Source organism: Paraburkholderia sprentiae WSM5005 (genome assembly GCF_001865575.2).
Lineage (GTDB): Bacteria > Pseudomonadota > Gammaproteobacteria > Burkholderiales > Burkholderiaceae > Paraburkholderia > Paraburkholderia sprentiae.
This window is the reverse complement of record NZ_CP017561.2, coordinates 2,577,820-2,601,335: the sequence shown is the minus strand read 5'-3', so window position 1 is coordinate 2,601,335 and position 23,516 is coordinate 2,577,820. Positions and strand designations below refer to the sequence as shown.

Genomic DNA, 23,516 nt, shown 5'->3' with positions numbered 1-23,516 from the left:
CGCATGACGACTTCTCTGCTGACCGACGCGCAACTCGCGCGGCAACCGATCGAGGCGATGATCCCGCATCGCGGCAGCATGCTGCTGCTCGATGCGATCGACAGCTTCGCCGACACCACGTTGAGCGCGTTCGCCAACGTCGACCCGCATGCATGGTATGCGGATGCCGCCGGCGCGATGCCCGCATGGATCGGCATCGAGGTGATGGCGCAAGCGATCGCCGCGCACGTCGCGCTCATCGCGATGCGCGCCGGCGGCCAGGCCCGTGCCGGCGTGCTGCTCGGCTCGCGCAGCTATCGGGCGCTGCAACCGGCGTTCCGAAGCGGCGCGCGTTTGCGCGTTCAGGTGAGCGAACTGCTTCGCAGCGAAGCAGGCCACGGCGCCTACGAATGCACGCTCGACGACGACGGCGGCGTGCGCTGCGCAGAAGCCGTGATCAAGGTGTTTCAACCGCCCGATTTTCAGTCATTCATCGAAGGGAGTGTCAGTTCATGAGCCGGCGAGTTCTCGTTACCGGCGCAAGCCGCGGCATCGGCCGCGCGATTGCGTACAAGTTGGCCGCCGACGGCTTCGCCGTGACCGTGCATTGCCGCACGGGACGCAGCGAAGCCGATGCGGTCGCGACGGGCATCGCCGCGCAGGGCGGCATCGCGCGGGTGCTGCAATTCGACGTGCGCGAGCGCGCCGCGTGCCGCGAGGCGCTCGAGGCGGACCTGGCCGCGCACGGTCCCTACTACGGCATCGTGTGCAGCGCGGGCGTCACGCGCGACGCCGCGTTCCCGGCGCTCACCGAAGAAGACTGGGACGTCGTGATCGAAACCGGCCTCGACGCGTTCTACAACGTCGTGCATCCGCTGACGATGCCGATGGTGCGCGCGCGCCAGGGCGGACGCATCGTGACGATCGCGTCGGTGTCGGGGGTCATGGGCAATCGCGGCCAGGTCAACTACAGCGCGGCGAAGGCCGGACTCATCGGCGCGAGCAAGGCGCTCGCGGTCGAGCTCGCGTCGCGCAATATCACCGTCAATTGCGTCGCGCCGGGGTTGATCGAAACCGGCATGCTCGAACAGATGACGCTCGATCACGCGCTGAAGACCGTGCCGATGAACCGGGTCGGCCAGCCGGCCGAGGTCGCGTCGGTCGTGAGCTTTCTGATGTCGGATGGCGCGTCGTACCTGACGCGCCAGGTGATCGGCGTGAACGGCGGGATGATCTGATGAAGCGCGTCGTCATTACCGGCATGGGCGGCGTGACCGCGTTCGGCGATAGCTGGGACGCGGTCGAAACCCGCCTGAAACGCGGCGAGAACGCGGTGCGGCGCATGCCCGAGTGGGACTACTTCGCGTCACTGCATACGCGGCTCGCGTGTCCGCTGCCCGAGTTCACCACCCCCGCGCATTACCCGCGCAAGAAGGTGCGCTCGATGGGCCCGGTATCGCTGTACTCGGTGCGCGCGAGCGAACTCGCGCTCGCCGACGCGGGCCTTGCCGACGACACCAGCATCGCCGACGGCCGCATGGGCGTCGCGTACGGGTCGTCGTCGGGTTCCGTGCAGCCGATCCGCGCGTTCGGCACGATGCTCGAAACCGGCTCGATGAGCAACGTCACGTCGAACAGCTACGTGCAGATGATGCCGCACACCACGGCCGTCAACGTGAGCCTGTTCTGGGATCTGAAAGGCCGCATCATCCCGACCTCGTGTGCATGCGCGTCGGGCAGCCAGGCGATCGGCTACGCGTACGAGGCGATCCAGTCCGGCAAGCAGACGCTGATGCTGGCAGGCGGCGCGGAAGAGTTGTCGGGCCCGGCGGTCGCCGTGTTCGACGCACTGTACGCGACCAGCACGCGCAACGGCGAGCCGCATCTCACGCCGCGTCCGTTCGATGCCGCGCGCGACGGCCTCGTGGTCGGCGAGGGCGCGGCGACGCTGGTGCTCGAAGAATACGAGCACGCGCTGGCGCGCGGCGCACGGATTCACGCGGAGGTCGTCGGCTTCGGCTGCAACTCGGACGGCGCGCACATGACGCAACCGACCGCCGACACGATGGCGCTCGCGATGCAACTGGCGCTGCGCGACGCTCAATTGCCGCCCGAGGCGATTGCCTATGTGAACGCGCACGGCACGTCGACCGATCGCGGCGACATGGCCGAAAGCCATGCGACCGCGCGGACCTTCGGCGCGCGCATGCCGATCAGCTCGCTGAAAAGCTATGTCGGCCACACGCTCGGCGCGTGCGGCGCGATCGAGGCGTGGTGGACGATCGAGATGATGAAGCGCAACTGGTACGTGCCGACGCTGAATCTCGAGAACGTCGATCCGGCCTGCGCGCCGCTCGACTACATCGTCGGCGGCGCACGCGAGATCGACGCCGAGTACGTGATGAGCAACAACTTCGCGTTCGGCGGCATCAACACGTCGCTGATTTTCCGGCGCGTTCGATGAGCGTCAGCCTGCAACGCGTGGTCGTGACCGGCATGGGCATCGTGTCGTGTCTCGGCAATACGCTCGACGATGTCTCGGCTGCGTTGCGCGCTGGGCGCTCGCGCGTCGAGCGGATCGATGCGTGGCGCGAGCGCGGGTTTGCGTCGCAGGTGGCCGGCGTCGCGTCGGTCGCGCGCGAGGCGCCATTCGAGCGCAAGCGCGAACGCTTCATGGGCGACACCGCGCGCTTCGCGTGCCACGCGGCGCAGCGTGCGATCGACGATGCCGGGCTCGCCGTCGCGGCCTTGCAGTCGCCGCGCGCGGGCGTCGTGATCGGCTCGGGCGTCGGCGCGATGGCGAGCTACGACGCGGCGCTCGCGATCGCGCAAACGCGCGGCGTCGACAAGGTGACGCCGTACACGGTGCCGCATGCGATGAGCAGCACCGCGTCGGCGAACGTCGCGCAGACATTCGGGCTCGAAGGCGTCAGCTATTCGCCGTCGTCGGCATGCACGACGTCGGCGCTCGCGATCGGTCAGGCGATGCAACTGATCCAGACCGGGCGGCAGCAGATCGTGCTCGCGGGCGGCAGCGAAGCGCTACACGACAATATGACGCTGATGTTCGACGCGATGGGCGCGCTGTCGCGCCGCTTCAATGACACGCCTCACCGCGCATCGCGGCCGTACGACACGCAGCGCGACGGTTTCGTGATTGCGTCGGGCGGTGGCGTGCTGGTGCTCGAAGCGCTCGATCATGCGCTCGCGCGCGGCGCGCGCATCTACGCGGAGCTGACGGGTTTCGGCGATGGCACGGATCGCGCGGGCATGGTCGCGCCGCGCGCGGCCGGCATCGCGCGCGCGATGCGCGGTGCGCTCGGACCGGCGGGCCGCCGTCCCGACTACGTGAACACGCATGCGCCGTCGACACCGCTCGGCGATCTCGAAGAACTGCACGCGTTGCGCGACGTGTTCGGCGCATCGGGCCAAGGGGTGCCGGCGTTTTCGTCGACCAAGGGCATGACCGGGCATTCGCTTGGCGCGTGCGGCGCGCATGAAGCGATCTATACGCTGTTGATGATGCGCGACGGTTTTATCGCGGGGACGGCCGAGCTCGACGCGCTGGAGCCGCAAGTGCACGACATGCCGCTCGCGCGCACCGCGCGCGATGCACGCATCGACACGGCGATGTCGATTTCATTCGGGTTCGGCGGCAGTTGCGCGAGCCTGATGTTCGAAGCGTGGCGAGGCGTTTGACTCAGCTGCACCGACTCGCCACGATCACTGGCCGCGCCGCGCGCAAGCGGCCGCAAATGCGTAGACAGGGAAGAGGATAAGAATGAAAAGGTTTTCTTTGGTGGGTGCGATGTTGGTGGTGGCATTGACGCAGGCCGGCTGCGGCACGGAAGTGAAATCGCTGCCGTTCGCGGCGTCGGGTGGCGAATCGCGCGGCGAGGTGCCGGTGTACTTCGGCGATCAACCTCACCAGCCGGTGAAGACGCGGCTCGGCGAAGTGTCGTATTCGGTGCGCATTGCGCGCAAGATGTCCGAGCCGAACGAAGCGTGCCACCTGGCGCTCGCCGAAGCGGTCGGCAAGCTGCGCGCCGCGGCGCGCGAGCGTCACGCGAATGCGGTGATCGACGTGTCGACGCGCTTTCATAGCACCGAAACCGACTCGTCGAGCGACTTCACCTGCGGCGTGAGCCCGAGCGCGGCCGCGATCGCGGTGCGCGGCCAACTGGTGGTGCTGGACGCGGGCTGACTTCGAGTCAGGCTTCGCCAGCTTTCACGGCCGCGACATTGACCAGCGTCTCGCGACGCTTGCCGGGTTGCGGCCGGTACAAACCGAGTCGTTCGAGCAGACCGAAGTCGGTCGCGCGGCTCCACCACAGGTACGGCAGCGAAACATGGTGAGAGCCGAAGCTGAAGCCGCCGCGGCGGATCATGTCGAGATAGCCGTCGGCGCTCTTTTGCACCTGCATGGGATGACGAAACAACAGCCGGATCACCCACGACTTGATGTACGCATCGGTCGATTCCGCGAATAGCAGCACGCCGCCGGGTTTGAGCACGCGGTGGAATTCGGCGAGCGCGCGCTCCTGCTCGACGAGATGATGGAAGGTCTGATGGCAGAACACGATGTCGGCGCTCGCATCGGGCAGCGGCAGTTGCGCGCAGTCGCCATGCAGCAGTTCGATGTCGGCGAGCATCTCGCGGCAGGCGTGCGCGGCCCGCGCGGCGAGCGTCAGCGACGGTGCGTGAAAATCGACGCCGACGATGCGGCGCGGTCGGAACGCCTCAGCGAGCAGGCGAAACGAAACGCCTTGCCCGCAGCCCGCATCGACGATGACCGGCGCGTCGGGCAATGGCGCATCGATCAGGCGCTTCAGATCGTTGATCGCTACCCGCAACACGTGGTGCTCCCACGTGTGCGTGCGCAGGAACCAGGTACCAAAGGCCGTCTCCGGCACAAAGGGCACACTGGACAGTTCGGATGACGGCACGATGCACTCCCCGGCGAAACGTCGTTGTTGCTGTGGAGGGAGGATTGTATCGACAAGACGCTGCATCGCGCGATGTGGCGCGTTGCATGAAACCCCCGCATGCGTTGCAGCAACGCATGCAAACCGTTGGAGCAGTGAATTGAATAGCGATTCTTCAATGCGGACCGTGGTCGATGTCGCGATCATCGGTGCCGGTCCGGCCGGTTCGGTGGCTGCCGCGCTGTTGCGTCAAGCAGGCCGCTCGGTGCTGGTGCTGGAGCGTCAGCATTTTCCGCGCTTCTCGATCGGCGAGAGCCTGTTGCCGCAAAGCATGGCGTACGTCGAAGAGGCCGGCATGTTGCAGGCCGTCGTCGAGGCGGGCTTCCAGTACAAGAACGGCGCGTATTTCGTGAATCGCGACCAGCGCTCGTCGTTCGACTTTCGCGACAAGTATTCGCCGGGCTGGGGCACCACGTACCAGGTCGAGCGCGCGCTGTTCGACGACGTGCTGATTCGCTGCGCGGCCGCGCAGGGCGCCGACGTGCGTTTCGGCCACACGGTGAGCGCGATGCGCACCGATACGACGCCGCTGCTCGAGGTCGCCGACGAAGCGGGGCACGGGTATCAGGTCGAAGCGCGTTTCGTGCTCGATGCGAGCGGTTTCGGGCGCGTGCTGCCGCGCCTGCTGGAACTGGAGACGCCGACGCGGATGCCGACGCGCGCCGCGCTCTTCACGCATGTGCGCGATGATCTGGCTCCCGGCGACATCGATCGCAACAAGATTTGCATCGCCACGCATCCCGAGCGTCGCGACGTGTGGTTCTGGATGATTCCGCTCGCAGGCGGCCGTGCTTCGGTGGGATGTGTCGCCGAGGCGAGCTTTCTCGATGTGCCGCAAGCGCAGCGCGACGCGACGCTGCGCGCGCTGATCCAGCAGGAGCCGACGCTGAACCGGCTGATCGGGCGGGCGCCGTTCCTGATGCAGGTGCGGCAGATCGGCGGTTATGCGGCGAACGTCGCGAGTCTGCATGGGCCGGGCTATGCGTTGCTCGGCAACGCGGGCGAGTTTCTCGACCCGGTGTTTTCGTCGGGCGTGACGATCGCGCTGCGCTCCGCGCATCTGGCGGCGCGCACGCTGAACCGGCAGCTCGACGGCAACACGGTCGACTGGTCAGCCGATTACGACGTGCCGTTGCGCAAGGGCATCGATACGTTCCGCGCGTTCGTCGAGCGCTGGTACACGGGCGAGCTGCAGGACATCATCTACTACCCGGAGCAGACACCGACGATTCGTCGCATGATCTGCGCGGTGCTCGCCGGTTATGCGTGGGACGAGTCGAATCCGTATGTCGCGGACCCGGTGCGGCGGCTCAACGCGTTGCACGAGGTGTGCAAGCCGGGCTGAGGCGCGGCCCGGTTCGCCTCGGCGTGAAGCCAGCCTTCAGCCCACCTCATGCGCGACGACGCGCCCCGGCACGCGCTGGCGCGCGTCGTCGCGGCGATGCACGCGCTTGCCGGCCGCATAGGTTTCGTACACCGCGCGGTCGTCGCCGAGCAGCGCGAACGCGAACAGCAGCTCCTCGAGCGATTCGCGCCGCGCGGTACGGCGCGCGAGCAGCGGTGTCGCCTGCGGATCGAGCACGACGAAGTCTGCTTCCGAGCCGTCCCTCAGCGTGCCGATCTTGTCGGCGAGATCGAGCGCTTCGGCCGCGCCGGCGGTCGCGAGATAGAACATGCGCGTCGCCGTCAGATGATGACCGCCGAGACGTGCGACCTTGTGTGCCTCGTTCATCGTCTGCAGCATCGAAAACGACGTGCCGCCGCCGACATCGGTCGCGAGCGCGATCGGCATGCCGGCCGAGTCGGCCTTCTCGAAGTCGAACAGGCCGCTGCCGAGGAACAGGTTCGATGTCGGGCAGTGCGACGCGAGCGCACCGGTTTGCGCCATGCGCTTGCGGTCCTCGTCGTCGAGGTAGATGCAATGGCCGTAGACCGCGCGACGGCGCAGTAAGCCGAAGTGATCGTAGACGTCGAGATAGCTGCGGTGGCCGGGGAACAGCTCGGCGACCCATTTGACTTCATCGGTGTTTTCCGCGACGTGGCTCTGGATGAACACATCCGGATGCCGTTGCGCGAGCGCGCCACACGCTTCGAGTTGCGCCTCGGTCGAGGTCGGCGCGAAGCGCGGCGTCAGCGCGTACATCTGCCGGCCGCGCTCGTGCCAGCGGGCGATCAGCTCGGCGCTGTCGTCGTAGCCCGATTGTGCGGTGTCGCGCAGGAACTCAGGGCAGTGGCGGTCCATCAGCACCTTGCCCGCTACCATGCGCAGGTTGCGCGCTTCACTCTCGGCGAAGAGGGCATCGGCGGATTCCTTGTGCACCGTGCAGTACACGAGCGCGGTCGTGGTGCCGCACGCGAGCAGTTCGTCGAGGAAAAAGCTAGCGGTGTCGCGCGCGCGCGCGATATCGGCGAAGCGGCGCTCGGTCGGGAACGTGTAGGTGTCGAGCCACGGCAGCAGACCCGGCGCCGGCGACGCGATCATGTCGGTTTGCGGATAGTGGATGTGCGTATCGATGAAGCCCGGCACGATCAGCTTGTCGCGCCGCTCGACGATCTGTGTGGCGGGCGCGAGCCGCGACGCCAGCGCCGCATACGCGTCCGCCGCGACGACGCGGCCGCCTTCGACGATCAGCAGACCGTCCTCGTGGAACACCACCGCGTTCGGCGCGTGCGCCGGATCGCCGTTAAACGTCAGCAGAGGCGCGCGGAATGCGATTTGCGCCGCTTGTGCCGGTTCTGCCGGATGAGCCGATTCAGTCATGGCAAAACTGTCTCCGAATATAGAAGCTGCAGGCAAGCCGCCGACTTCAGCCGTGGCCCGTCAGTTGAAGTCCATCAGCGCGCAGCGTGCTGCTGCCAGTGCGCGTCGAGCTTGCCGATCAGCATCGCGCGTTCCTCGGGCGTCACGAACGACGCCTCGAAGCCGTTGCGGATGATCGTGTAGACCTCGGCGTCGTCGAGCTTCAGCGCGTCGATCGTCGCCAGATAGTTCGCGTTCACGTAGCCGCCGAAATAGGCTGGATCGTCGGAGTTGACGGTCACCGCGACGCCGCGATCGAGCAGCGCTTTCAGCGTGTGCCTGGTCAGGTCGTCGAACACGCAAAGTTTCAGGTTCGACAGCGGGCACACGGTCAGCGCGACGCGCGTGTCGGCCAGACGCGTGACGAGCGCCGGATCTTCGATGCTGCGCACCCCATGATCGACGCGGTCGACCTTCAGCACGTCGAGAGCTTCGTAGATGTAGGACGGCGGGCCTTCCTCGCCCGCATGGGCGACGAGCTTCAGACCGAGCGAGCGCGCCTTGGCGAACACGCGCTCGAACTTCGACGGCGGATGGCCGCGCTCCGACGAATCGAGCCCGACGCCGATCAGCCGATGCTGGTATTGCTCGAATAGCGGCAGCGCTTCGTCGAAGGTCGCGAGCGCATCGTCTTCGGACAGATGGCGCAGGAAGCACAGGATCAGCTTGCTCGACATGCCGCGCTTTTCCGCGTCGGCGAGCGCGCGTTCGATGCCGGCCACCACGGTCGCGATCCGCACGCCGCGCTCGGTGTGCGTCTGCGGATCGAAGAAGATTTCGCTATGCACGACGTTGTCGGCGAGACAGCGCTCGACGTAGGCCATCGTCATGTCGTAGAAGTCCTGCTCGTGCAGCAGCACGCTCGCGCCGGCGTAGTAGATGTCGAGGAACGATTGCAGGTCGGTGAACGCATAGGCCGCGCGCAGTGCTTCCACCGAGTCGTAGGCGAGCTTCACGCCGTTGCGCTGCGCGAGCGCGAAAATCAGCTCGGGTTCGAGCGAGCCTTCGATGTGGATATGCAGTTCGGCCTTCGGTGCGCGCGCGGTTTTGTCGGCGAGCGTAACGAGGGAAACAGGCGTAGTGGTTGTCGTATTCATCGTGATTTGGAATTGTGTGTGGGGTAACGAGCGGCGCGGGCCGCGTATCAAACCGTCTGCGTCGACTGGCGCGCACCGGCGTTCGCCTCGACCGCCTGCAGCAGCTGGGCTGCCGCCGAGATCGCGATGACCTCGGGCGACTTGTCGACGATGCCGTCGACGCCGAGCGGACACTTCATCCGCGCGATCTGCGCGGGATCGATGCCGCGCGCCGCGAGCCGGTGCTCGAACTGCTTGCGCTTGGTATGCGAGCCGATCATGCCGAAGAACGCGAAGTCGGTGCGCCGCAGGATGCGCTCGGCCAGTTCGAGATCGCGCGTGTGGTTGTGCGTCATCACGACGAAGTACGTGTGCGACGCGGCCTGATCGATCGCTTCGTCGGGCGCGTCGTTCGCGTCGATCGTCACATTCGGCGCATGCAGCGTGTCGAGCGACGGAAATTGCGTGTCGCGCTCGTCGACCCAGCGCACCGTGCATGGCAGCGTCGCGAGCACGCGCACGAGCGCCGCGCCGACGTGACCGGCGCCGAACAGCACGACGCCGAATTCGCCCGGTGCGATGGTTTCGGTCAGCAGCGCGCTGCTGTCGTCGAAACCGGCGCCGTCCCACAACAGGCAGTCGGCGCCGTCGATGCCCGGCTCGGGCTCCGACAGCATCACGGCGTCCGGCGCGGGGCCGAACGATACGCTACGCACGGTCGATTGACCCGCCGCGAGCCGCTTGGCCAACGACGCGATCCAGCCGAGATCGCCGACGTCGAGCCGCTCGAACGCGAGGACCACGGCGCCGCCGCAGCACTGCCCGAGGCTCGGCCCCAGCGCGAAGCGTTCGAGCCGCCGCATGTGCGGTGCGCGCATGCCGTCGCGCAGCACCTGGCGCGCGGTCTCGATCGCCTTCCATTCGAGGTGGCCGCCGCCGATCGTATGTTTGGCCGCCTCGCGCGTGACGATCATCTTCGTGCCGGCTTCGCGCGGCGCCGAACCTTCGACGCGCGCGACCGTCACCAGCACGGCGGCGTCGCCATGCGCGAGCAGATGTTGCAGGTCAGTGAGCCAGGCTTGCATCCGGCGATTCTCCGTATAGGACCGCGTGAGGTGTTGGCGCGGCGGGTTCGGTCGGGTCTGCGGCGTGCGACGCGTTCAACGCGTCCAACGCATCGAGTATCGCCTCGGGCGTCGCCGGCGCGCGCAACGGCGGAGCAGGTCGCGCGCCCGGCACCGCGGCCGCGACCGCGTCGCGAATCGCGAGAAACACGGAGAACGCCAGCAATAGCGGTGGCTCGCCGACCGCCTTCGAGCGGAACACGGTCGGCTCCGCGTTGCTGTGGTCGTAGAGCCGCACGTGGAACGCGGCGGGTGTGTCGCTGACCGCGGGAATCTTGTACGTCGACGGCGCGTGCGTCATCAGGCGGCCGTCGCGGTTCCACCACAGCTCTTCGCTGGTGAGCCAACCCATGCCCTGAATGAAGCCGCCTTCGATCTGGCCGAGATCGATCGCCGGATTGATCGATTGACCCGCGTCGTGCAACACGTCCGTGCGCACCAGCTTCCACTCGCCGGTCAGCGTATCGACCACGACCTCCGACACCGCCGCGCCATACGCGAAGTAGTAGAACGGATGACCGGTCAGCGTCTGCGCATCCCAATGCACTTTCGGCGTCGCATAGAAGCCGTCCGACCACAGCTGCACGCGCGCGAGATAGGCGGCGTTGACGAGCTGGTCGAACGGCAGCGCGCCGCCATTGACCGACACGATGCCGCCCGTGAACTGCACGTCATTCGCGTCGCCGCCGAGCTGGCGCGCCGCGAGTTCGGCGAGCCGCCCGCGGATCGTCTGCGCGGCGGCTTCGGCGGCCATGCCGTTCAGATCGCTGCCGGTCGAGGCGGCGGTCGCCGAGGTGTTGGCGATCTTCGATGTATCGGTCGCGCTCACCCGCACGCGCGAGAACGGCAAGCCGAACTGATTCGCGACCACCTGCGCGACCTTCGTGTTGAGACCCTGGCCCATCTCGGTGCCGCCGTGATTGACGAGCACGGAGCCGTCCTTGTACACGTGCACGAGCGCACCGGCCTGATTCAGGAACGGCACGTTGAACGAGATGCCGAACTTGACCGGTGAAAACGCGAGGCCGCGTTTGAGCACCGGACTGGTTGCGTTGAATTCGGCGAGCGCCGCGCGCCGCGCGCGGTAGTCGCTCGAATCGAGTAGCGCGTCGGTCAAAGGCGCAATGATGTTGTCTTCGACGCGCTGTCCGTACGGCGTCGTATTGCGCTCGCCGATGCCGTAGTAATTCGCGAGCCGCACGTCGAGGGGATCGAGCCGCAACTCGCGCGCGATGCCGTCGAGGAGCACCTCCATCACGAGCGCGCCCTGCGGTCCGCCGAAGCCGCGAAACGCGGTGTTCGACTGCGTGTTGGTCTTGCAGCACAGCGCGACGATATCGACGTCGGGCAGGTAGTACGCATTGTCGAAGTGGCACACCGCGCGCGTTGCGACCGCGCCGGACAGGTCAGCCGAATAGCCGGCACGCAGCGCGATTTCGACGCGCACGCCGGTGAGACGCCCACTGTCGTCGAAGCCCGCTTCGTATTCGTAGACCGCGTCGTGGCGCTTGCCGGTGATCAGGAAGTCGTCGTCGCGATCGGCGCGCAGCTTGACCGGCCGACGCAAGGACTGCGCGGCGAGCGCGGCCACGCACGCGAACAGCGCCGATTGCGATTCCTTGCCACCGAAGCCGCCGCCCATGCGCCGGCATTCGCACACGACGTTATGCGCGGGCCAGCCGAGCATATGCGCGACGACCTGCTGCATCTCGCTCGGATGCTGCGTCGAACTGTAGACGAGCATGCCGTCCATTTCCTTCGGCACCGCGTACGCGACCTGACCTTCGAGATAGAACTGCTCCTGGCCGCCGACCTCGAATGTGCCGGCCAGCCGATGCGGCGCGACCGCGATCTTCGCGTCGGGATCGCCGCGCCGCAGATGCAGCGGCGGCAGCACGAACTGCTTCGCGGCTTTCGCCTCGGTGGCGGTGAGGATCGCGTCGAGCGGCTCGTAACGGATCACGTCGTCGCTTTTCGCGAGCGCGGCCGCGCGGCGTGCCAGCTCGTGGCTCTCGGCGATCACCGCGAAGACCGGCTGGCCCAGATAGAGCACTTCGCCGTCGGCGAGGATCGGATCGTCGTGCAGCACCGGGCCGCAATTGTTTTCGCCGGGAATATCGTCGGCGCACAACACCGCGACCACGCCGGGCGAGTGTCTCACCGCGTCGAGATCCATCGACACGATGCGCGCATGCGCGTGGCGCGACAGACCGAGCGCCGCGTGCAGCGTGCCGTGCAACTCGGCGATGTCGTCGGTGTAGGTCGCTTCGCCGCTCACGTGCAGCGCGGCGGATTCGTGCGGCAGCGGCACACCGATCGACGCGTCCTCGCGTTGATCGGCACGCTCGCCCGCGCGTTCGATAAAGGCATCGGTCCGGTTCATCACAGCGGCTCCTTCGCGACGATTGCGTTGGCTTCGAACGCGAACGCATTCACGTCGCACAGCGCGAGCGGCGCGTCGTCGCGCGTTTCGAGGTAGAAGCGCCACAGCAGATTGCGCGCGACCTTTAGCCGATACGCGCTCGACGCGCGCATGTCGGTGAGCGGCTGGTAGTCGGCGGCGAGCGCGTCCATCGCGCGCCGCACGGTCTGTTCGTTCCACGCCGCGTCAGTGAGCGCGGCTTCGGTGTGCGCGGCGCGCTTCGGTGTCGCCGCCATGCCGCCGAACGCGACGCGCGCCGCGCGGATCGTGCGATCGTCCGCGACGTGCAGCGCAAACGCCGCGCACACCGCCGAGATGTCCTGATCGTAACGCTTCGCCACCTTGTACGTGCGAAACCGCAGCGCGCCGGCCGGGCGCGGCACGCGCAGCGCGCACACGAATTCGCCGGCCGCGAGCGCGGTCTTCTGATAGCCGAGATAGAACGCGTCGAGCGGCAGCGTGCGGGTCGTGCGATCGCGGCGCAGCACGACCTCGGCGCCGAGCGCGAGCAGTGCGGGCATCGAATCGCCGATCGGCGAGCCGTTCGCGACGTTGCCGCCGAGCGTGCCCGCATTGCGGATCGGCAGCGATGCGAAGCGCGTCCACAGTTCGGCGAGTTCGGGGTAGTCGGCGGTGAGCGCCGCGTACGCGTCTTCGAGCGTGACCGCTGCGCCGATCTCCAGCGTTTGCGCGTCGCGCGCGATGGTCTTCAACGCCGCGACGTTGCCGATGTACAGCAGCTCGCCGAGATCGCGAAACTGCTTGGTGACCCACAGGCCGACGTCGGTGCTGCCCGCGACGATGCGCGCGTGCGGATGCTGGGCGCGCAGCGTCGCGAACGCGTCGAGCGTGAGCGGGGCGTGGAAGGTGGGCGAGCCGAATGCGGTGCCGCGGGTGTCGGGCGCGCTGTATTCGAACGTGTCTTCGCGTCGCAGGGTGCGCAGCGTGGCCGCGATGGTCTCGCGATCGAGCGCGACACGCGGATGCTGCGCGTAGTCGAACATCTTCTGCGCGGCATCGATGATCGGCCGGTAGCCCGTGCAGCGGCACAGATTGCCGGACAGCGCGGCGCCGATCTCGTCGCGGGTCGGCAGGCCGGCGCTGGCCGGCTGGTTCTCGTAGAGCGCCCACATCGACATCACGAAGCCGGGCGTGCAGAAGCCGCATTGCGAACCGTGGCAGTCGACCAGCGCCTGCTGTACCGGATGCAGTGCGCCGCTCGCGGCGCGCAGGTCTTCGACGGTGAACAGGGCGCGGCCGTCGAGCGTCGGCAGGAACTGGATGCAGGCGTTGACCGCCTTCAACGCGAGTTCGCCGCGCGCGTCGAGTTCGCCGATCACGACCGTGCACGCGCCGCAGTCGCCTTCCGCGCAGCCTTCCTTGGTGCCGGTGCAGCGCAAGTCCTCGCGCAGGTGTTGCAGCACGGTGCGCGTCGGCGGGACGCCCGCGACCTCGCGGACGGACCCCTGATGATAGAAGCGGATGGTTTGCGTTGTCATGGCGAATCGGAAGACAGTGCGGACCGGGCGCGCGTTACGCATGGGGTCGCAAAAACCGGCCTCGCGCACGTAGATCGCCATCCATACCTGAAGATAGCACTACCGGGGCCGCAAAATATTTTCCGCGTCGCATGAAGCTTATGCGGCGGCGGTCATGATCCTGGCGCGATTCGCGCGGCGGCGAACGACAACCAGGGCGAGCGATCGGCGAGCGCCGCGCAGAAAAAACGCCGGACGTCGCTTGCCCGGCATGGGCAACACGAAGTCCGGCGTCGCTCGGCGCTTCAGACGGCGTTCGAAGCGCGCTCGGCGGGGCTTCACCGCCGTCAGGCCACCCGACGGCGATTGCGCACGAGGCTCAGCATCAGCGCGACGAACGCGACGATGAACGCGACACCGGACCACATCGGCAGCGTCAGCCCGAGAATCGGCGGATAGGCGGTTTCGCACAAGCCGGCGACCTTGAACACGCTCGGCAACCATTGCGCGGGCGGCAAACTGTCCACCACCGGCTGCAGCGCGTCGAAGCCGCAGCTAAAGCCCGGATTCGCCTGGATGTAAACGTGGCGCGCCGCGGTCGCGATGCCAGCGAGTGCCGACAGCGCGGCCATTACTTCGAGCACGCGCACGCCACGCCAGTGGTTCAAGCGCGCACCGAGGAACGCGAAGATCGCGATCAGCAGGAAGAAATAGCGCTGGATGATGCACAGCGGGCACGGGTCTTCGCGCAGGCCGAACTGCAGGTACAACGCACCGCCCACGAGGGCGACGCAAATCAGGCCGAGCAGAACCAGCAGGGTGCGCTCGCGGCGCAGCATCGCGGAGTCGTTATTCATGGATCTTCGAATGGTCTGGAGACGAAAGGGCGGGTGCCCGCGATTCTAGCGCGAACCCCGGCCGCGCCGTTTATTGCCTGACGATTGCAGCGCCGCGCTTTACCGGATCGCGTTCAGCACCGCCTCGGCCGCGCGGCCGATCGCAAGCAGCGCGTCGTCGGCGTGCGGGGCGCCCGCCAGCATCAGGCCGACCGGCGCGTCGCCGCGCAGATGGCACGGCAGCGAGAGTGCGCAGCTGTCGAGGAAGTTGAACACGCCCGGGTTGCGCAAGATCAGCGCGTTGGTGCGTCCGAACGTGCCGTCGTCGTGCAGCAGGTCGGCCAGACGCGGCGGCACGACCGGCACCGTCGGCGCGACGACCGCGTCGAAACGCTGCCACAGCGTGCGTGCGGCTTCGTCGAGCATCGCCTCGCGCTCGGCGAGCAGGTCCAGATAGTCGGCCGCGCTGGCCGGCTGTCCCTTCATGATGCGCACCAGCACGCGCGGGTCGTACTGGTCGTGGTGCTTGTCGAGCAGCGGACGATGCCACGCATACGCTTCGATCGGCGCAAAGCCGAAGCGGTTGATTTCCGGCAGGCGGTCGAGTGGCGCGAAGCGCACCTCGCTGACGATCGCGCCGGCCGCTTCCAGATGCTTGAGCGCGGTATCGATCGCGCGCGCGACCTCGGGCTCGACGCCGTCGGTCACGAAGTGGGTCAGCACGCCCAGGCGCACGCCCTCGAGCGGCCGCGCGGCCGGGATGCGTGGCTCGAGCCCGGCAAGCATCCGGTCGACCAGCGCGCAGCATGCGACCGACAGGCCGATCGGCCCGAACGAATCGAGCGTCGGCGACAGCGGCACGCCGCCCTGCTTCGGGATGCGCGCGGCGGTCGGCTTGAAGCCGGTCAGCCCGCACAAGGCGGCCGGAATGCGGATCGACCCGCCGGTGTCGGTGCCGAGCGCGACCGCGGCCATGCCGTCGGCGACCGAAGCCGCCGCGCCCGATGACGATCCGCCCGAGACCCGTTCGTCGCCCTTCACGCCGCGCCGGTACGGCGACAGCGGATGGCCGTAGTGCGGATTCAGGCCGAGCCCGGAAAACGCGAACTCGCTCATGTTGGTGCGCCCGACGATCACGGCGCCGGCCCGCTTCAGACGCGCGACCGCGACCGCATCGGCTTTCGCCGCGGGCGCGTCGGCGAGTACGACGGAGCCCGCGCGGGTCGGCTGGCCTTCGATGTCGAACAGGTCCTTGACCGACACCGGAATCCCGGCGAGCGGCGACAGCACGGTGCCGGCCGCGCGCAGGCGGTCGTGCGCGTCGGCGGCGGCGCGCGCGGCCTCGGCGTCGACGTGCATGAAGACGGCGGCGCCTTGGCCCGCGGGGTCGGCGATCCGCTCGAGCGCGGTTTCGACGAGCGCGCGGCTCGTGCTGCGGCCGGCGGCGAGATCGGCGGCAAGCTGGGCAAGCGGCGGAAAAGGGGCGAATTCAGTGGCCATGATGTCGGTAGATCCGGTTGAGCGCCGGTCGGGCGCATGAGCGGGGCAGTGTCGCCAACGGGAAAGGTCCGTCCGCATTGTAGAGCAAGGTTTTGCGGCCGCGCGGCCCGGGGCGGCCGGTGCCGCGCGACGGGCGCATCCGCCGAAAACACGGTGGGGCCGTTTGTTACACTGCGCTTTCGCAGATTACTTTTTGTAAGGAAGGCGCGCATGCATCATGGCATCGGCTTCATCCAGGATCTGGCCGTCGTGATGGCGCTGGCCGGCGTCGTCACCGTGCTGTTTCATCGCTTGAAGCAGCCGGTGGTGCTCGGCTATATCGCGGCTGGCGTGATCATCGGGCCGTACACGCCGCCGTTCCAGCTGATCCACGACGAACAGACGATCCAGACGCTCGGCGAACTGGGCGTCGTGTTCCTGATGTTTTCGCTGGGTCTGGAATTCAGCCTGCGCAAGGTGTTCAAGGTCGGCGCGACGGCGATCGTCGCCGCGCTGTCCGAGATCGTGCTGATGCTGTGGATCGGCTACGAGATCGGCAGCGCATTAGGCTGGAGCCCGATGGACTCGCTGTTCCTCGGCGCGATCCTCGCGATCTCGTCGACCACGATCATCGTGAAGGCGCTATCCGACCTCGGGCTCAAACGCGAAAGCTTCGCGCAGCTCGTGTTCGGCATTCTGATCGTCGAGGATATTCTCGGCATCGCGATGCTCGTGCTGCTGGCCGGCATCGCGCAGACCGGACAGCTCTCGGCCGGGCTCGCCGCCGTGACGCTCGGCAAGCTGCTGCTGTTCATGACGGTGTCGCTGCTGGTCGGCGTGCTGCTCGTGCCGCGCGCGCTGAACTACGTCGCGCGCACCGGTAGCGACGAGATGATGCTCGTGTCCGTGCTCGGCTTCTGTTTCGGCTTCTGTCTGCTGGTCCTCAAGCTCGACTACAGCGTTGCGCTCGGCGCGTTCCTGATCGGCGCGATCATGGCCGAGTCGCGCCATCTGCATCGGATCGAGCATCTGATCGCGCCGCTGCGCGACGCGTTTTCCGCAATCTTCTTCGTGACCATCGGGCTGATGCTGAACCCGGCCGTGATGCTCGACTACGGGTGGCCGATCGCGGTCATCACGCTGGCGGTGATCGTCGGCAAGATCGTGTCGTGCGGGCTCGGCACGTTTCTGTCGGGGCAGGACGCGGGCACCTCGATGCGCGTCGGCATGACCGTGTCGCAGATCGGCGAGTTCTCGTTCATTATCGCGACGCTCGGTGTGACATTGAAGGTGACGAGCGGGTTTCTGTATCCGATCGCGGTCGCCGTCTCGGCGTTGACCACGCTGACGACGCCGTACCTGATCCGCGTCGCCGATCCGCTCACGCGCCGCATCGCGCACGCGATGCCCGCCACGTTGTCCAACGTGTTCGGCATGTACGGGCAATGGCTGCGCGGCCTGACCACGGCGCGCAGCGAGCCGACGCTCATCAGCATGACGCGGCGCATCGTATTGCAGATCGCGTTGAATCTTGCGCTCGTCGCGGCGATTTTCCTGGCCGTCTCGTATAGCGCGCCGCATAGTGGCCGGCTGCTCTCGCACTGGCTCGACGACGAGCCGCTGCAACGTGTCGTGCAGTGGAGTGTCGCGCTGGTTGTCTCGCTGCCGTTTCTGGTGGCCGTCTATCGCAAGACCAAGTCGCTCGCGTTGCTGTTCGCCGAACTCAGCGTGCAGGGGGCCACCGCGGGGCGCCTCACGAGCGCGCTGCGTCACGCGATCGCCGAGCTCTTGCCGATCGTGTCGATGATCGGCGTGTTTCTGCTGGTGGCGGCGCTCTCGGGCAGCATCCTGCCGCCGACGGGCCTGCTCGTCGCGGTGCTCACATGCGCCGCGCTGCTGCTCGCGCTCGTATGGCGCTGGTGCGTGAAGATTCACGCATCGATGCAGATTGCGTTGCGGGAAACGTTCGAAGAGCAGCCAGATCCTTGACTCATCGGGTCCGGTGTAACGCTTCGCAACAGTGTGAGTAATTGTGTGCGGGTTTGCCGGGCCTGCTGCGCTGACGGATAATCAGGGCATATTCATTCGTTCGCGTGGTAGGCGCCCATCCGACAGTCATGAGCGAAAACAAACCCGAAAACGCCGGCACGACCGGCAGTCCGCAGCCGGCCTCAACCGCGCCGAGCGGCGCGCCGGTCGAACCGGCCGCGTCGCTTCCCGCGTCGCGTGAAGATGCCACCCAGTCGGTCGCCAAAGACACGAGCCCGGCCGCCGAGCAGGCGGCCGCGAGATCGTCGACCGACGATCCGATCAGCGCATCGACGGTCACCCCCGAAGACCCGCGAACGGCGCGGCTGCGCGACGCGGCCGAGGCGCGCAGCGCCGCCGCCGAATCGACAGCGCGGCAGGAAGCCGCGGTGCACGAGCGCGAAGCGCGGCGCGCCGGTACGCGCACCGCCGGCGCGAGCACGGCCGGCGCGAGCACGGCCAAACCCGATCCGGTTGTGAAGCCGACGGCGACCGCAGGCGAGCCGCCCGCGGGCGGCGTCACCGCCGCGGACCTCATGACCGACGACGAAATCGCCACCGAGCACGCTGCCGCGGCCACGACGCGTGCGCCCGGCTCGCCGCCGCCCGGTTTCGGCGCGGCACCCGATTTCAGCGCCACGAACCCGCCGCCGCCGAACGCGCTTCCACCGTCGCCGCCGCGCTACCTGAAGCAGAGCGACTCGGCGTGGAGCGTGTTCGGCCGCATCATCGCGGCGCGCGCGCGGCAACTGTTCGATCGCGCCGGGCAGCGAATCACGCAGCGCACACTGCGCATCGGCGTGTCGGCGCGCATCTTCCACCCGGAACCGGGTGCGAAGGGCTTACGCGGCAAGACGCTGCAGTATCTGGAGGAGTCGATCGCGCACTGGGTGATGTCACGCGACGTGCTGGTGTTCATGATCCCGACCGTCGGTCATCAGGGCATGCTGCACCCGAGCAACATCCGCCTGCGCGACTATGCAAAGCACCTCGATGGCCTGTTGCTGCAAGGCGGCGCCGACGTGTCGCCCCAGACCTATGCAGAAGCGGCGAACAGCCACGAATGGCCCGGCGACCGCGTGCGCGACATGTACGAGCTCGAGCTGCTGCACGAGTTCATCGAGTCGGGCAAGCCGGTGCTCGGCGTGTGCCGTGGCTGCCAGCTGATCAACGTCGCGTTCGGCGGCACGCTGTATCAGGACATCGCAACGGATGTGCCGACCGCGAACGCGCACGTCAACGAGAATTACGATCAGCACCGGCACGGCGTGCACTTTCCCGATGGCTCGACGCTGGCCAACATGTTCCCCGGGCGACGCGACGCAATCGTCAACTCGATCCACCATCAAGCGGTGAAGACGCTGGGCCGCGATCTGAATATCGAGGCGGTCTCGGCGTCGGACGGCATCATCGAGGCGGTGCGCTACCGGCGCGCGCCGTTCGTGATGGGGGTGCAGTGGCACCCGGAGTTTCATCGCGCGGGCGGGCCGGAGCTGCTCGATTGCACGCCATTGCTCGATACATTCCTGCGCGTCGCGCGGGAGACGCGGTTTTAGGCGTGGCGGGTTTGCGTCGGCGCGGCGTGCACGGTTGTGGTTGAGCCGCGCTGCCGCGGCTGCGGACCTGTCGCGCGATCTATCTCGATTTCGAGCCTGCCGATGCAGAGGCCAAGCGCTTCGCGTCGCGGTCAATCCCCGCGATTATCCAACGCGATTCTGGATTTGCGTGGAGCAGACAGGTATGCAGTACTCCTCGATTATTCGGCGCGCGATGTTGCTCGCCGGTGCCTACTGCGTAGTGGCATACGGGCGTCGCAGTGGCGCAGCGGGACAGTGTGAGCGCGCCGCTGGCGGGCACGCGGCCGGCTCTCGGCGAGCTAACGCCACAAAGCGCAGGCGCAGTTGCGTCAGCCTTCGCAGCGAGGTCACGCGCTTGCAGCAGCAGGCCGAAGCCGATTTGCCTGCGTCGAAATAACGGCGGCGCTCATGGCGCGAATTGTTCCGGGATTTCGGTGATGCGACGCTGCGACATGTGGTTCATCCACTCAGTGCTGTTCGACGGCCGCTTGTTCGAAACGGCCGAGCGCGGCAGCGGTGCGCCGTCGCGCAAAGACATCGTGGCGACCGTCGTCACGTCAGCGTATTCGTCTTCGCCGAACCGGGTTTTTTGCACGCGCGACGCACGCAACGACTCATTCGCGGCATGTCGATCCGCACCAAGCTGATGCGTTTGCGCGCGGAGCACACGACGCGCGGCAGACGAATGAACTGCCTCACGCGGCGCGGACTGATGCCGCGTGGCGGTGCGCTGAGGCGAAGCCGCGATGCGCGCGGGTGCGGCGGACACGTCGGCAGGTAATGGAGGGAGCGCGGGAACCGGTGCCAAGGATTCGGCAATCACGCGTGCTTCGGGTCTGGCGAGCTGATGCTGCGCACGACGCGCTTCGATGGGCGCCGGCGCGTCGCGACGGGCGATCAGAGCTTGCGCCGATTTCAGCATGTCAGACGCGATGTGACGAGGTGCCAGAGGCTGATCGGCCATCCACCACGCCAGCAGCGCGACGCAGCCGATTACACAGGCGCTCGCCGCGCCCCTACGCCGATGCCACACAGTGCGCCGCTGCGCGATTCGCGGCGAGCGGGGCTTGAGCGTGATTCGCATTGGACGCGCAGGCACGCTCCGTTGCGTAACGGGACGCGTCGCCTTGGCGGCATGCGCAGGTTCCGAGGCAGGGGGCGTGGCCCGCGCGACCGGCGCCTCTGCCGGGCGCTTCGCGCCGATCAGCACGCCGTCGAGCAACACCCACTGCTCATACGACAGCAACTGCTGATCGCTGACGCAGACGTTGCGCAGCAGCGCTGTATACAGCGAATCGAGTCCAGCCCGCCAGCGCTGACCGAGGGGCCGCAACGCCCAATCGCCGCCGAACGGTTCGGGCAAGTGGTCGAGCGGACGGAGACGGGGAAGCGCGAATGCGCCTTCGATCAAGGTGAGCGGCGTGCTGGTCATCGGTTTCTTGAAGCCATCGGCAACAGGAAATGATCCCTCGAAACCACGTCGTCCACCCTTCAGATGACTCCGAAAACGAAGACATCACGTGCGTGCGCCGTCGCCGCGGCGCTCAAGGCTTCAACCGGTACACATAGCGCAACGCGGTGATGTCGACGCCGCCCATATGGTCAGGCTCCGCGCCGACGAACTGCCAGCCGTGCCGCTCGTAAAAGCCGATCGCCGCGGTATTGCCCTCGAGCACGTACAGATAGAGCTGTGCCTCGCCCTGCGCGCGGGTCCAGTCAACGGCCGCGCGCATCAGCGTTTTGCCGACCCCGATGCCTTGATAACCGGGCAGCGCATGCAGGTTGTCGAGCAGCACCCCCCACGCGGACTCGGGCTGACGCTCGACGCACACGAAGCCGATCGGCGCGCCGGCCAGCTCGGCGAGCAGCACGATCCGGCGCTCGCCGCCCGGCGCGCCGAGACGCGCTTCCCAATAGGCGGCGCGTTCGCGCGTGACTTCGCCATCGAGGAACGCGTCGGGCAACAGACCGCGATAGGTCGCCTGCCAGCTGACGCTGTGGATCGACGCAATCAGCGCGGCGTCCTCGAGCATCGCGGGGCGCACGGAAAGAGCAGAGGTGCTGAGCATTGGAGTAATCGGCTGAATGGCCTCGCGCGGACAGTCTATCGCTCCGCCCGCCGGTGTCGCGCGTAAGCAAACTGTATGCGTTTCGCGGCGACCTCATCAGCAGTAGCATTACCTGGCATCGGGCTCGCATCAAGCTCAGCGTTTACCCTGGTATCAGACGAACGCCGGGGACAACACAATGCGGCGCCCCGGGTGCGCTTCTGCTGATGCGTGCGTGCCCGCCCGCGGCATCCGCTTGCCAAACGCAGTGGATCGTTCCCATTGCCCGTGCGTCAGCGTCAGCGTCGATCCGTCCGACGCGGCGGCGGGCCTATCCGAGAGTGTCATGTCTACTGCGACTCACGCCGCTTCCACCACCGAAGAATCCAAGGTCAAGACAGTGTTCCGCGTCGTCAGCGGCAACTTTCTTGAGATGTACGACTTCATGGTCTACGGCTATTACGCTTCGGCGATTGCCAAGACCTACTTCCCGAGCGGCAGCGATTTCGCGTCGCTGATGCTGTCGCTGTCCGTGTTCGGCGCGGGCTTCCTGATGCGTCCGCTTGGCGCGATCGTGCTCGGCGCCTACATCGACCATCACGGCCGTCGCAAGGGCCTGATCCTCACGCTGAGCCTGATGGCGCTCGGCACGCTGACCGTCGCGGCGATACCGGGCTACGCGACCATCGGGCTCCTGGCGCCGGTGCTCGTGTTGCTCGGTCGGCTGCTGCAAGGCTTCTCGGCCGGCGTCGAGCTCGGCGGCGTGTCGGTGTACCTGTCGGAGATCGCGACGAAGGGTAACAAGGGCTTCTATTGCTCATGGCAGTCGGGCAGCCAGCAGGTCGCGGTGGTGTTCGCCGCGCTGATCGGCGTGCTGCTCAACAAGCTGCTGCCCGCCGACCAGATGTTCGCGTGGGGCTGGCGCGTGCCGTTCCTGATCGGCTGCCTGATCGTGCCGTTCCTGTTCATCGTCCGCCGTTCGCTGCAGGAAACCGAGGAGTTCACGAAGCGCAAGCACCGTCCGAGCATGGGCGAGATCATGAAGTCGATGCTCGCGAACTACCCGGTCGTGCTGGGCGGCATGGGCATGGTCATCATGACGACGGTGTCGTTCTACACGATCACTGCTTACACGCCGACCTTCGGCAGGGAAGTGCTGAAGCTGTCGGCACTCGACACGCTCGTCGTCACCGTCTGCGTCGGTATCTCGAACCTGATCTGGCTGCCGCTCGCGGGCGCGCTGTCGGACCGCATCGGCCGCCGCCCGGTGCTGCTCGCGTTCACGATCCTGACGATCCTCACCGCGTATCCGGCGCTGCAATGGCTCGTCGCCGAACCGTCGTTCGCGCGACTGCTCGCGGTGCAGCTGTGGCTATCGTTCCTCTACGGCTCCTACAACGGCGCGATGGTGGTCGCGCTGACCGAGGTGATGCCGGTCGAAGTGCGTACCGCCGGTTTCTCGCTCGCGTACAGTCTGGCGACGACGATCGGCGGCTTCACGCCGGCCATCGCCACGCTGCTGATCCACGTGACCAGCAACAAGGCGGCGCCGGGTCTGGTGTTGGGCGCGGCGGCGATCTGCGGTCTGCTCGCGACGCTGTTCCTGTACCGCACGCCGGAGGCGCGCAACCAGTATCGGGCGGCCTGACGGATTCGCCTCGTCTTCTGAAAGCAAAAAACCCCG

The 23,516-nt window shown here is 67.2% G+C and carries 19 protein-coding genes; 9 read left to right on the top strand and 10 right to left on the bottom strand.

Annotated features, from left to right (window positions below):
• Window positions 1-3 precede the first annotated feature (3 nt).
• From BJG93_RS11860 to BJG93_RS11840, 5 genes are all read left to right on the top strand, one after another.
• Window positions 4-495, top strand: coding sequence for a hotdog family protein (locus tag BJG93_RS11860; protein WP_027198474.1), 492 nt, complete (start codon window positions 4-6; stop codon window positions 493-495).
• Window positions 492-1,217 carry a 3-ketoacyl-ACP reductase FabG2 gene (locus tag BJG93_RS11855; protein ID WP_027198473.1) on the top strand — a complete coding sequence of 242 codons (726 nt, stop codon included), beginning with the start codon at window positions 492-494 and terminating at the stop codon, window positions 1,215-1,217. The genes BJG93_RS11860 and BJG93_RS11855 overlap by 4 nt, the downstream gene beginning before the upstream one ends.
• Window positions 1,217-2,443: a beta-ketoacyl-ACP synthase gene (locus BJG93_RS11850; RefSeq protein WP_027198472.1), complete on the top strand. Its 1,227-nt coding sequence runs from the start codon at window positions 1,217-1,219 to the stop codon at window positions 2,441-2,443. Before BJG93_RS11855 ends, BJG93_RS11850 begins: the two co-directional genes overlap by 1 nt.
• Window positions 2,440-3,678, top strand: coding sequence for a beta-ketoacyl synthase N-terminal-like domain-containing protein (locus BJG93_RS11845; protein WP_027198471.1), 1,239 nt, complete (start codon window positions 2,440-2,442; stop codon window positions 3,676-3,678). Before BJG93_RS11850 ends, BJG93_RS11845 begins: the two co-directional genes overlap by 4 nt.
• An 82-nt stretch (window positions 3,679-3,760) precedes the next feature.
• Window positions 3,761-4,183: a hypothetical protein gene (locus BJG93_RS11840; RefSeq protein WP_027198470.1), complete on the top strand. Its 423-nt coding sequence runs from the start codon at window positions 3,761-3,763 to the stop codon at window positions 4,181-4,183.
• 7 nt (window positions 4,184-4,190) lie between these two features.
• Here the strand turns inward: BJG93_RS11840 and BJG93_RS11835 are convergent, their stop codons facing one another.
• Window positions 4,191-4,925, bottom strand: a complete 735-nt coding sequence (locus tag BJG93_RS11835) for a class I SAM-dependent methyltransferase (RefSeq protein WP_027198469.1) — start codon at window positions 4,923-4,925, stop codon at window positions 4,191-4,193.
• Window positions 4,926-5,082: 157 nt separating this feature from the next.
• Here BJG93_RS11835 and BJG93_RS11830 point away from each other — a divergent pair, with 157 nt between their 5' ends.
• Window positions 5,083-6,309 (top strand): NAD(P)/FAD-dependent oxidoreductase, encoded by a 1,227-nt coding sequence (locus BJG93_RS11830; RefSeq protein WP_407675299.1) that lies wholly within the window; start codon window positions 5,083-5,085, stop codon window positions 6,307-6,309.
• Between the two features lie 36 nt (window positions 6,310-6,345).
• Here BJG93_RS11830 and guaD read toward each other — a convergent pair whose 3' ends face one another.
• The 7 genes from guaD to BJG93_RS11795 form a co-directional block, all read right to left on the bottom strand.
• Window positions 6,346-7,725: a guanine deaminase gene (guaD, locus tag BJG93_RS11825; RefSeq protein ID WP_027198467.1), complete on the bottom strand. Its 1,380-nt coding sequence runs from the start codon at window positions 7,723-7,725 to the stop codon at window positions 6,346-6,348.
• A 74-nt stretch (window positions 7,726-7,799) separates the two neighbouring features.
• On the bottom strand, window positions 7,800-8,861 hold the full coding sequence (locus BJG93_RS11820; protein WP_027198466.1) for an adenosine deaminase: 1,062 nt from the start codon (window positions 8,859-8,861) through the stop codon (window positions 7,800-7,802).
• Window positions 8,862-8,908: 47 nt separating this feature from the next.
• Window positions 8,909-9,925 carry a xanthine dehydrogenase accessory protein XdhC gene (gene xdhC, locus BJG93_RS11815; protein ID WP_027198465.1) on the bottom strand — a complete coding sequence of 339 codons (1,017 nt, stop codon included), beginning with the start codon at window positions 9,923-9,925 and terminating at the stop codon, window positions 8,909-8,911.
• Window positions 9,906-12,347: a xanthine dehydrogenase molybdopterin binding subunit gene (gene xdhB / locus BJG93_RS11810; protein ID WP_027198464.1), complete on the bottom strand. Its 2,442-nt coding sequence runs from the start codon at window positions 12,345-12,347 to the stop codon at window positions 9,906-9,908. The genes xdhC and xdhB overlap by 20 nt, the downstream gene beginning before the upstream one ends.
• The gene (gene xdhA, locus BJG93_RS11805; RefSeq protein ID WP_027198463.1) at window positions 12,347-13,885 is read right to left on the bottom strand and encodes a xanthine dehydrogenase small subunit; all 1,539 of its coding nucleotides are present in this window, start codon (window positions 13,883-13,885) and stop codon (window positions 12,347-12,349) included. Before xdhA ends, xdhB begins: the two co-directional genes overlap by 1 nt.
• A 326-nt stretch (window positions 13,886-14,211) precedes the next feature.
• The gene (locus BJG93_RS11800; protein ID WP_027198461.1) at window positions 14,212-14,721 is read right to left on the bottom strand and encodes a disulfide bond formation protein B; all 510 of its coding nucleotides are present in this window, start codon (window positions 14,719-14,721) and stop codon (window positions 14,212-14,214) included.
• A gap of 99 nt (window positions 14,722-14,820) precedes the next feature.
• A complete protein-coding gene (locus tag BJG93_RS11795) occupies window positions 14,821-16,200 on the bottom strand; it encodes an amidase (RefSeq protein ID WP_027198460.1) in 1,380 nt (459 codons plus the stop codon).
• 210 nt (window positions 16,201-16,410) lie between these two features.
• On the opposite strand from BJG93_RS11795, the gene BJG93_RS11790 reads away from it, so the two are divergent.
• Together BJG93_RS11790 and BJG93_RS11785 are read left to right on the top strand one after the other, a co-directional pair.
• Entirely contained in the window at window positions 16,411-18,168 is a 1,758-nt protein-coding gene (locus BJG93_RS11790) for a cation:proton antiporter (protein WP_027198459.1), read from the top strand.
• A 128-nt stretch (window positions 18,169-18,296) separates the two neighbouring features.
• On the top strand, window positions 18,297-19,763 hold the full coding sequence (locus BJG93_RS11785) for a gamma-glutamyl-gamma-aminobutyrate hydrolase family protein (protein WP_027198458.1): 1,467 nt from the start codon (window positions 18,297-18,299) through the stop codon (window positions 19,761-19,763).
• Window positions 19,764-20,190: 427 nt separating this feature from the next.
• Here BJG93_RS11785 and BJG93_RS11780 read toward each other — a convergent pair whose 3' ends face one another.
• A complete protein-coding gene (locus BJG93_RS11780) occupies window positions 20,191-21,216 on the bottom strand; it encodes a hypothetical protein (protein WP_027198456.1) in 1,026 nt (341 codons plus the stop codon).
• Window positions 21,217-21,328: 112 nt separating this feature from the next.
• Window positions 21,329-21,853, bottom strand: coding sequence for a GNAT family N-acetyltransferase (locus BJG93_RS11775; RefSeq protein ID WP_027198455.1), 525 nt, complete (start codon window positions 21,851-21,853; stop codon window positions 21,329-21,331).
• Window positions 21,854-22,178: 325 nt separating this feature from the next.
• Between BJG93_RS11775 and tcuC the strand changes: the two genes are divergently transcribed.
• Complete coding sequence (gene tcuC / locus BJG93_RS11770) at window positions 22,179-23,480, top strand: MFS transporter (protein ID WP_027198454.1); 1,302 nt, start codon at window positions 22,179-22,181, stop codon at window positions 23,478-23,480.
• Window positions 23,481-23,516: the final 36 nt, after the last annotated feature.

Coding starts and splice junctions, on each gene's coding strand:
- xdhA (WP_027198463.1), bottom strand. CDS start 13,885: ATGACAACGCAAACCATCCGCTTCTATCATCAGGGGTCCGTCCGCGAG.
- BJG93_RS11820 (WP_027198466.1), bottom strand. CDS start 8,861: ATGAATACGACAACCACTACGCCTGTTTCCCTCGTTACGCTCGCCGAC.
- tcuC (WP_027198454.1), top strand. CDS start 22,179: ATGTCTACTGCGACTCACGCCGCTTCCACCACCGAAGAATCCAAGGTC.
- BJG93_RS11860 (WP_027198474.1), top strand. CDS start 4: ATGACGACTTCTCTGCTGACCGACGCGCAACTCGCGCGGCAACCGATC.
- BJG93_RS11840 (WP_027198470.1), top strand. CDS start 3,761: ATGAAAAGGTTTTCTTTGGTGGGTGCGATGTTGGTGGTGGCATTGACG.
- guaD (WP_027198467.1), bottom strand. CDS start 7,725: ATGACTGAATCGGCTCATCCGGCAGAACCGGCACAAGCGGCGCAAATC.
- BJG93_RS11850 (WP_027198472.1), top strand. CDS start 1,217: ATGAAGCGCGTCGTCATTACCGGCATGGGCGGCGTGACCGCGTTCGGC.
- BJG93_RS11845 (WP_027198471.1), top strand. CDS start 2,440: ATGAGCGTCAGCCTGCAACGCGTGGTCGTGACCGGCATGGGCATCGTG.
- BJG93_RS11800 (WP_027198461.1), bottom strand. CDS start 14,721: ATGAATAACGACTCCGCGATGCTGCGCCGCGAGCGCACCCTGCTGGTT.
- BJG93_RS11855 (WP_027198473.1), top strand. CDS start 492: ATGAGCCGGCGAGTTCTCGTTACCGGCGCAAGCCGCGGCATCGGCCGC.
- BJG93_RS11780 (WP_027198456.1), bottom strand. CDS start 21,216: ATGACCAGCACGCCGCTCACCTTGATCGAAGGCGCATTCGCGCTTCCC.
- BJG93_RS11790 (WP_027198459.1), top strand. CDS start 16,411: ATGCATCATGGCATCGGCTTCATCCAGGATCTGGCCGTCGTGATGGCG.
- xdhB (WP_027198464.1), bottom strand. CDS start 12,347: ATGAACCGGACCGATGCCTTTATCGAACGCGCGGGCGAGCGTGCCGAT.
- BJG93_RS11795 (WP_027198460.1), bottom strand. CDS start 16,200: ATGGCCACTGAATTCGCCCCTTTTCCGCCGCTTGCCCAGCTTGCCGCC.
- BJG93_RS11830 (WP_407675299.1), top strand. CDS start 5,083: ATGCGGACCGTGGTCGATGTCGCGATCATCGGTGCCGGTCCGGCCGGT.
- xdhC (WP_027198465.1), bottom strand. CDS start 9,925: ATGCAAGCCTGGCTCACTGACCTGCAACATCTGCTCGCGCATGGCGAC.
- BJG93_RS11785 (WP_027198458.1), top strand. CDS start 18,297: ATGAGCGAAAACAAACCCGAAAACGCCGGCACGACCGGCAGTCCGCAG.
- BJG93_RS11775 (WP_027198455.1), bottom strand. CDS start 21,853: ATGCTCAGCACCTCTGCTCTTTCCGTGCGCCCCGCGATGCTCGAGGAC.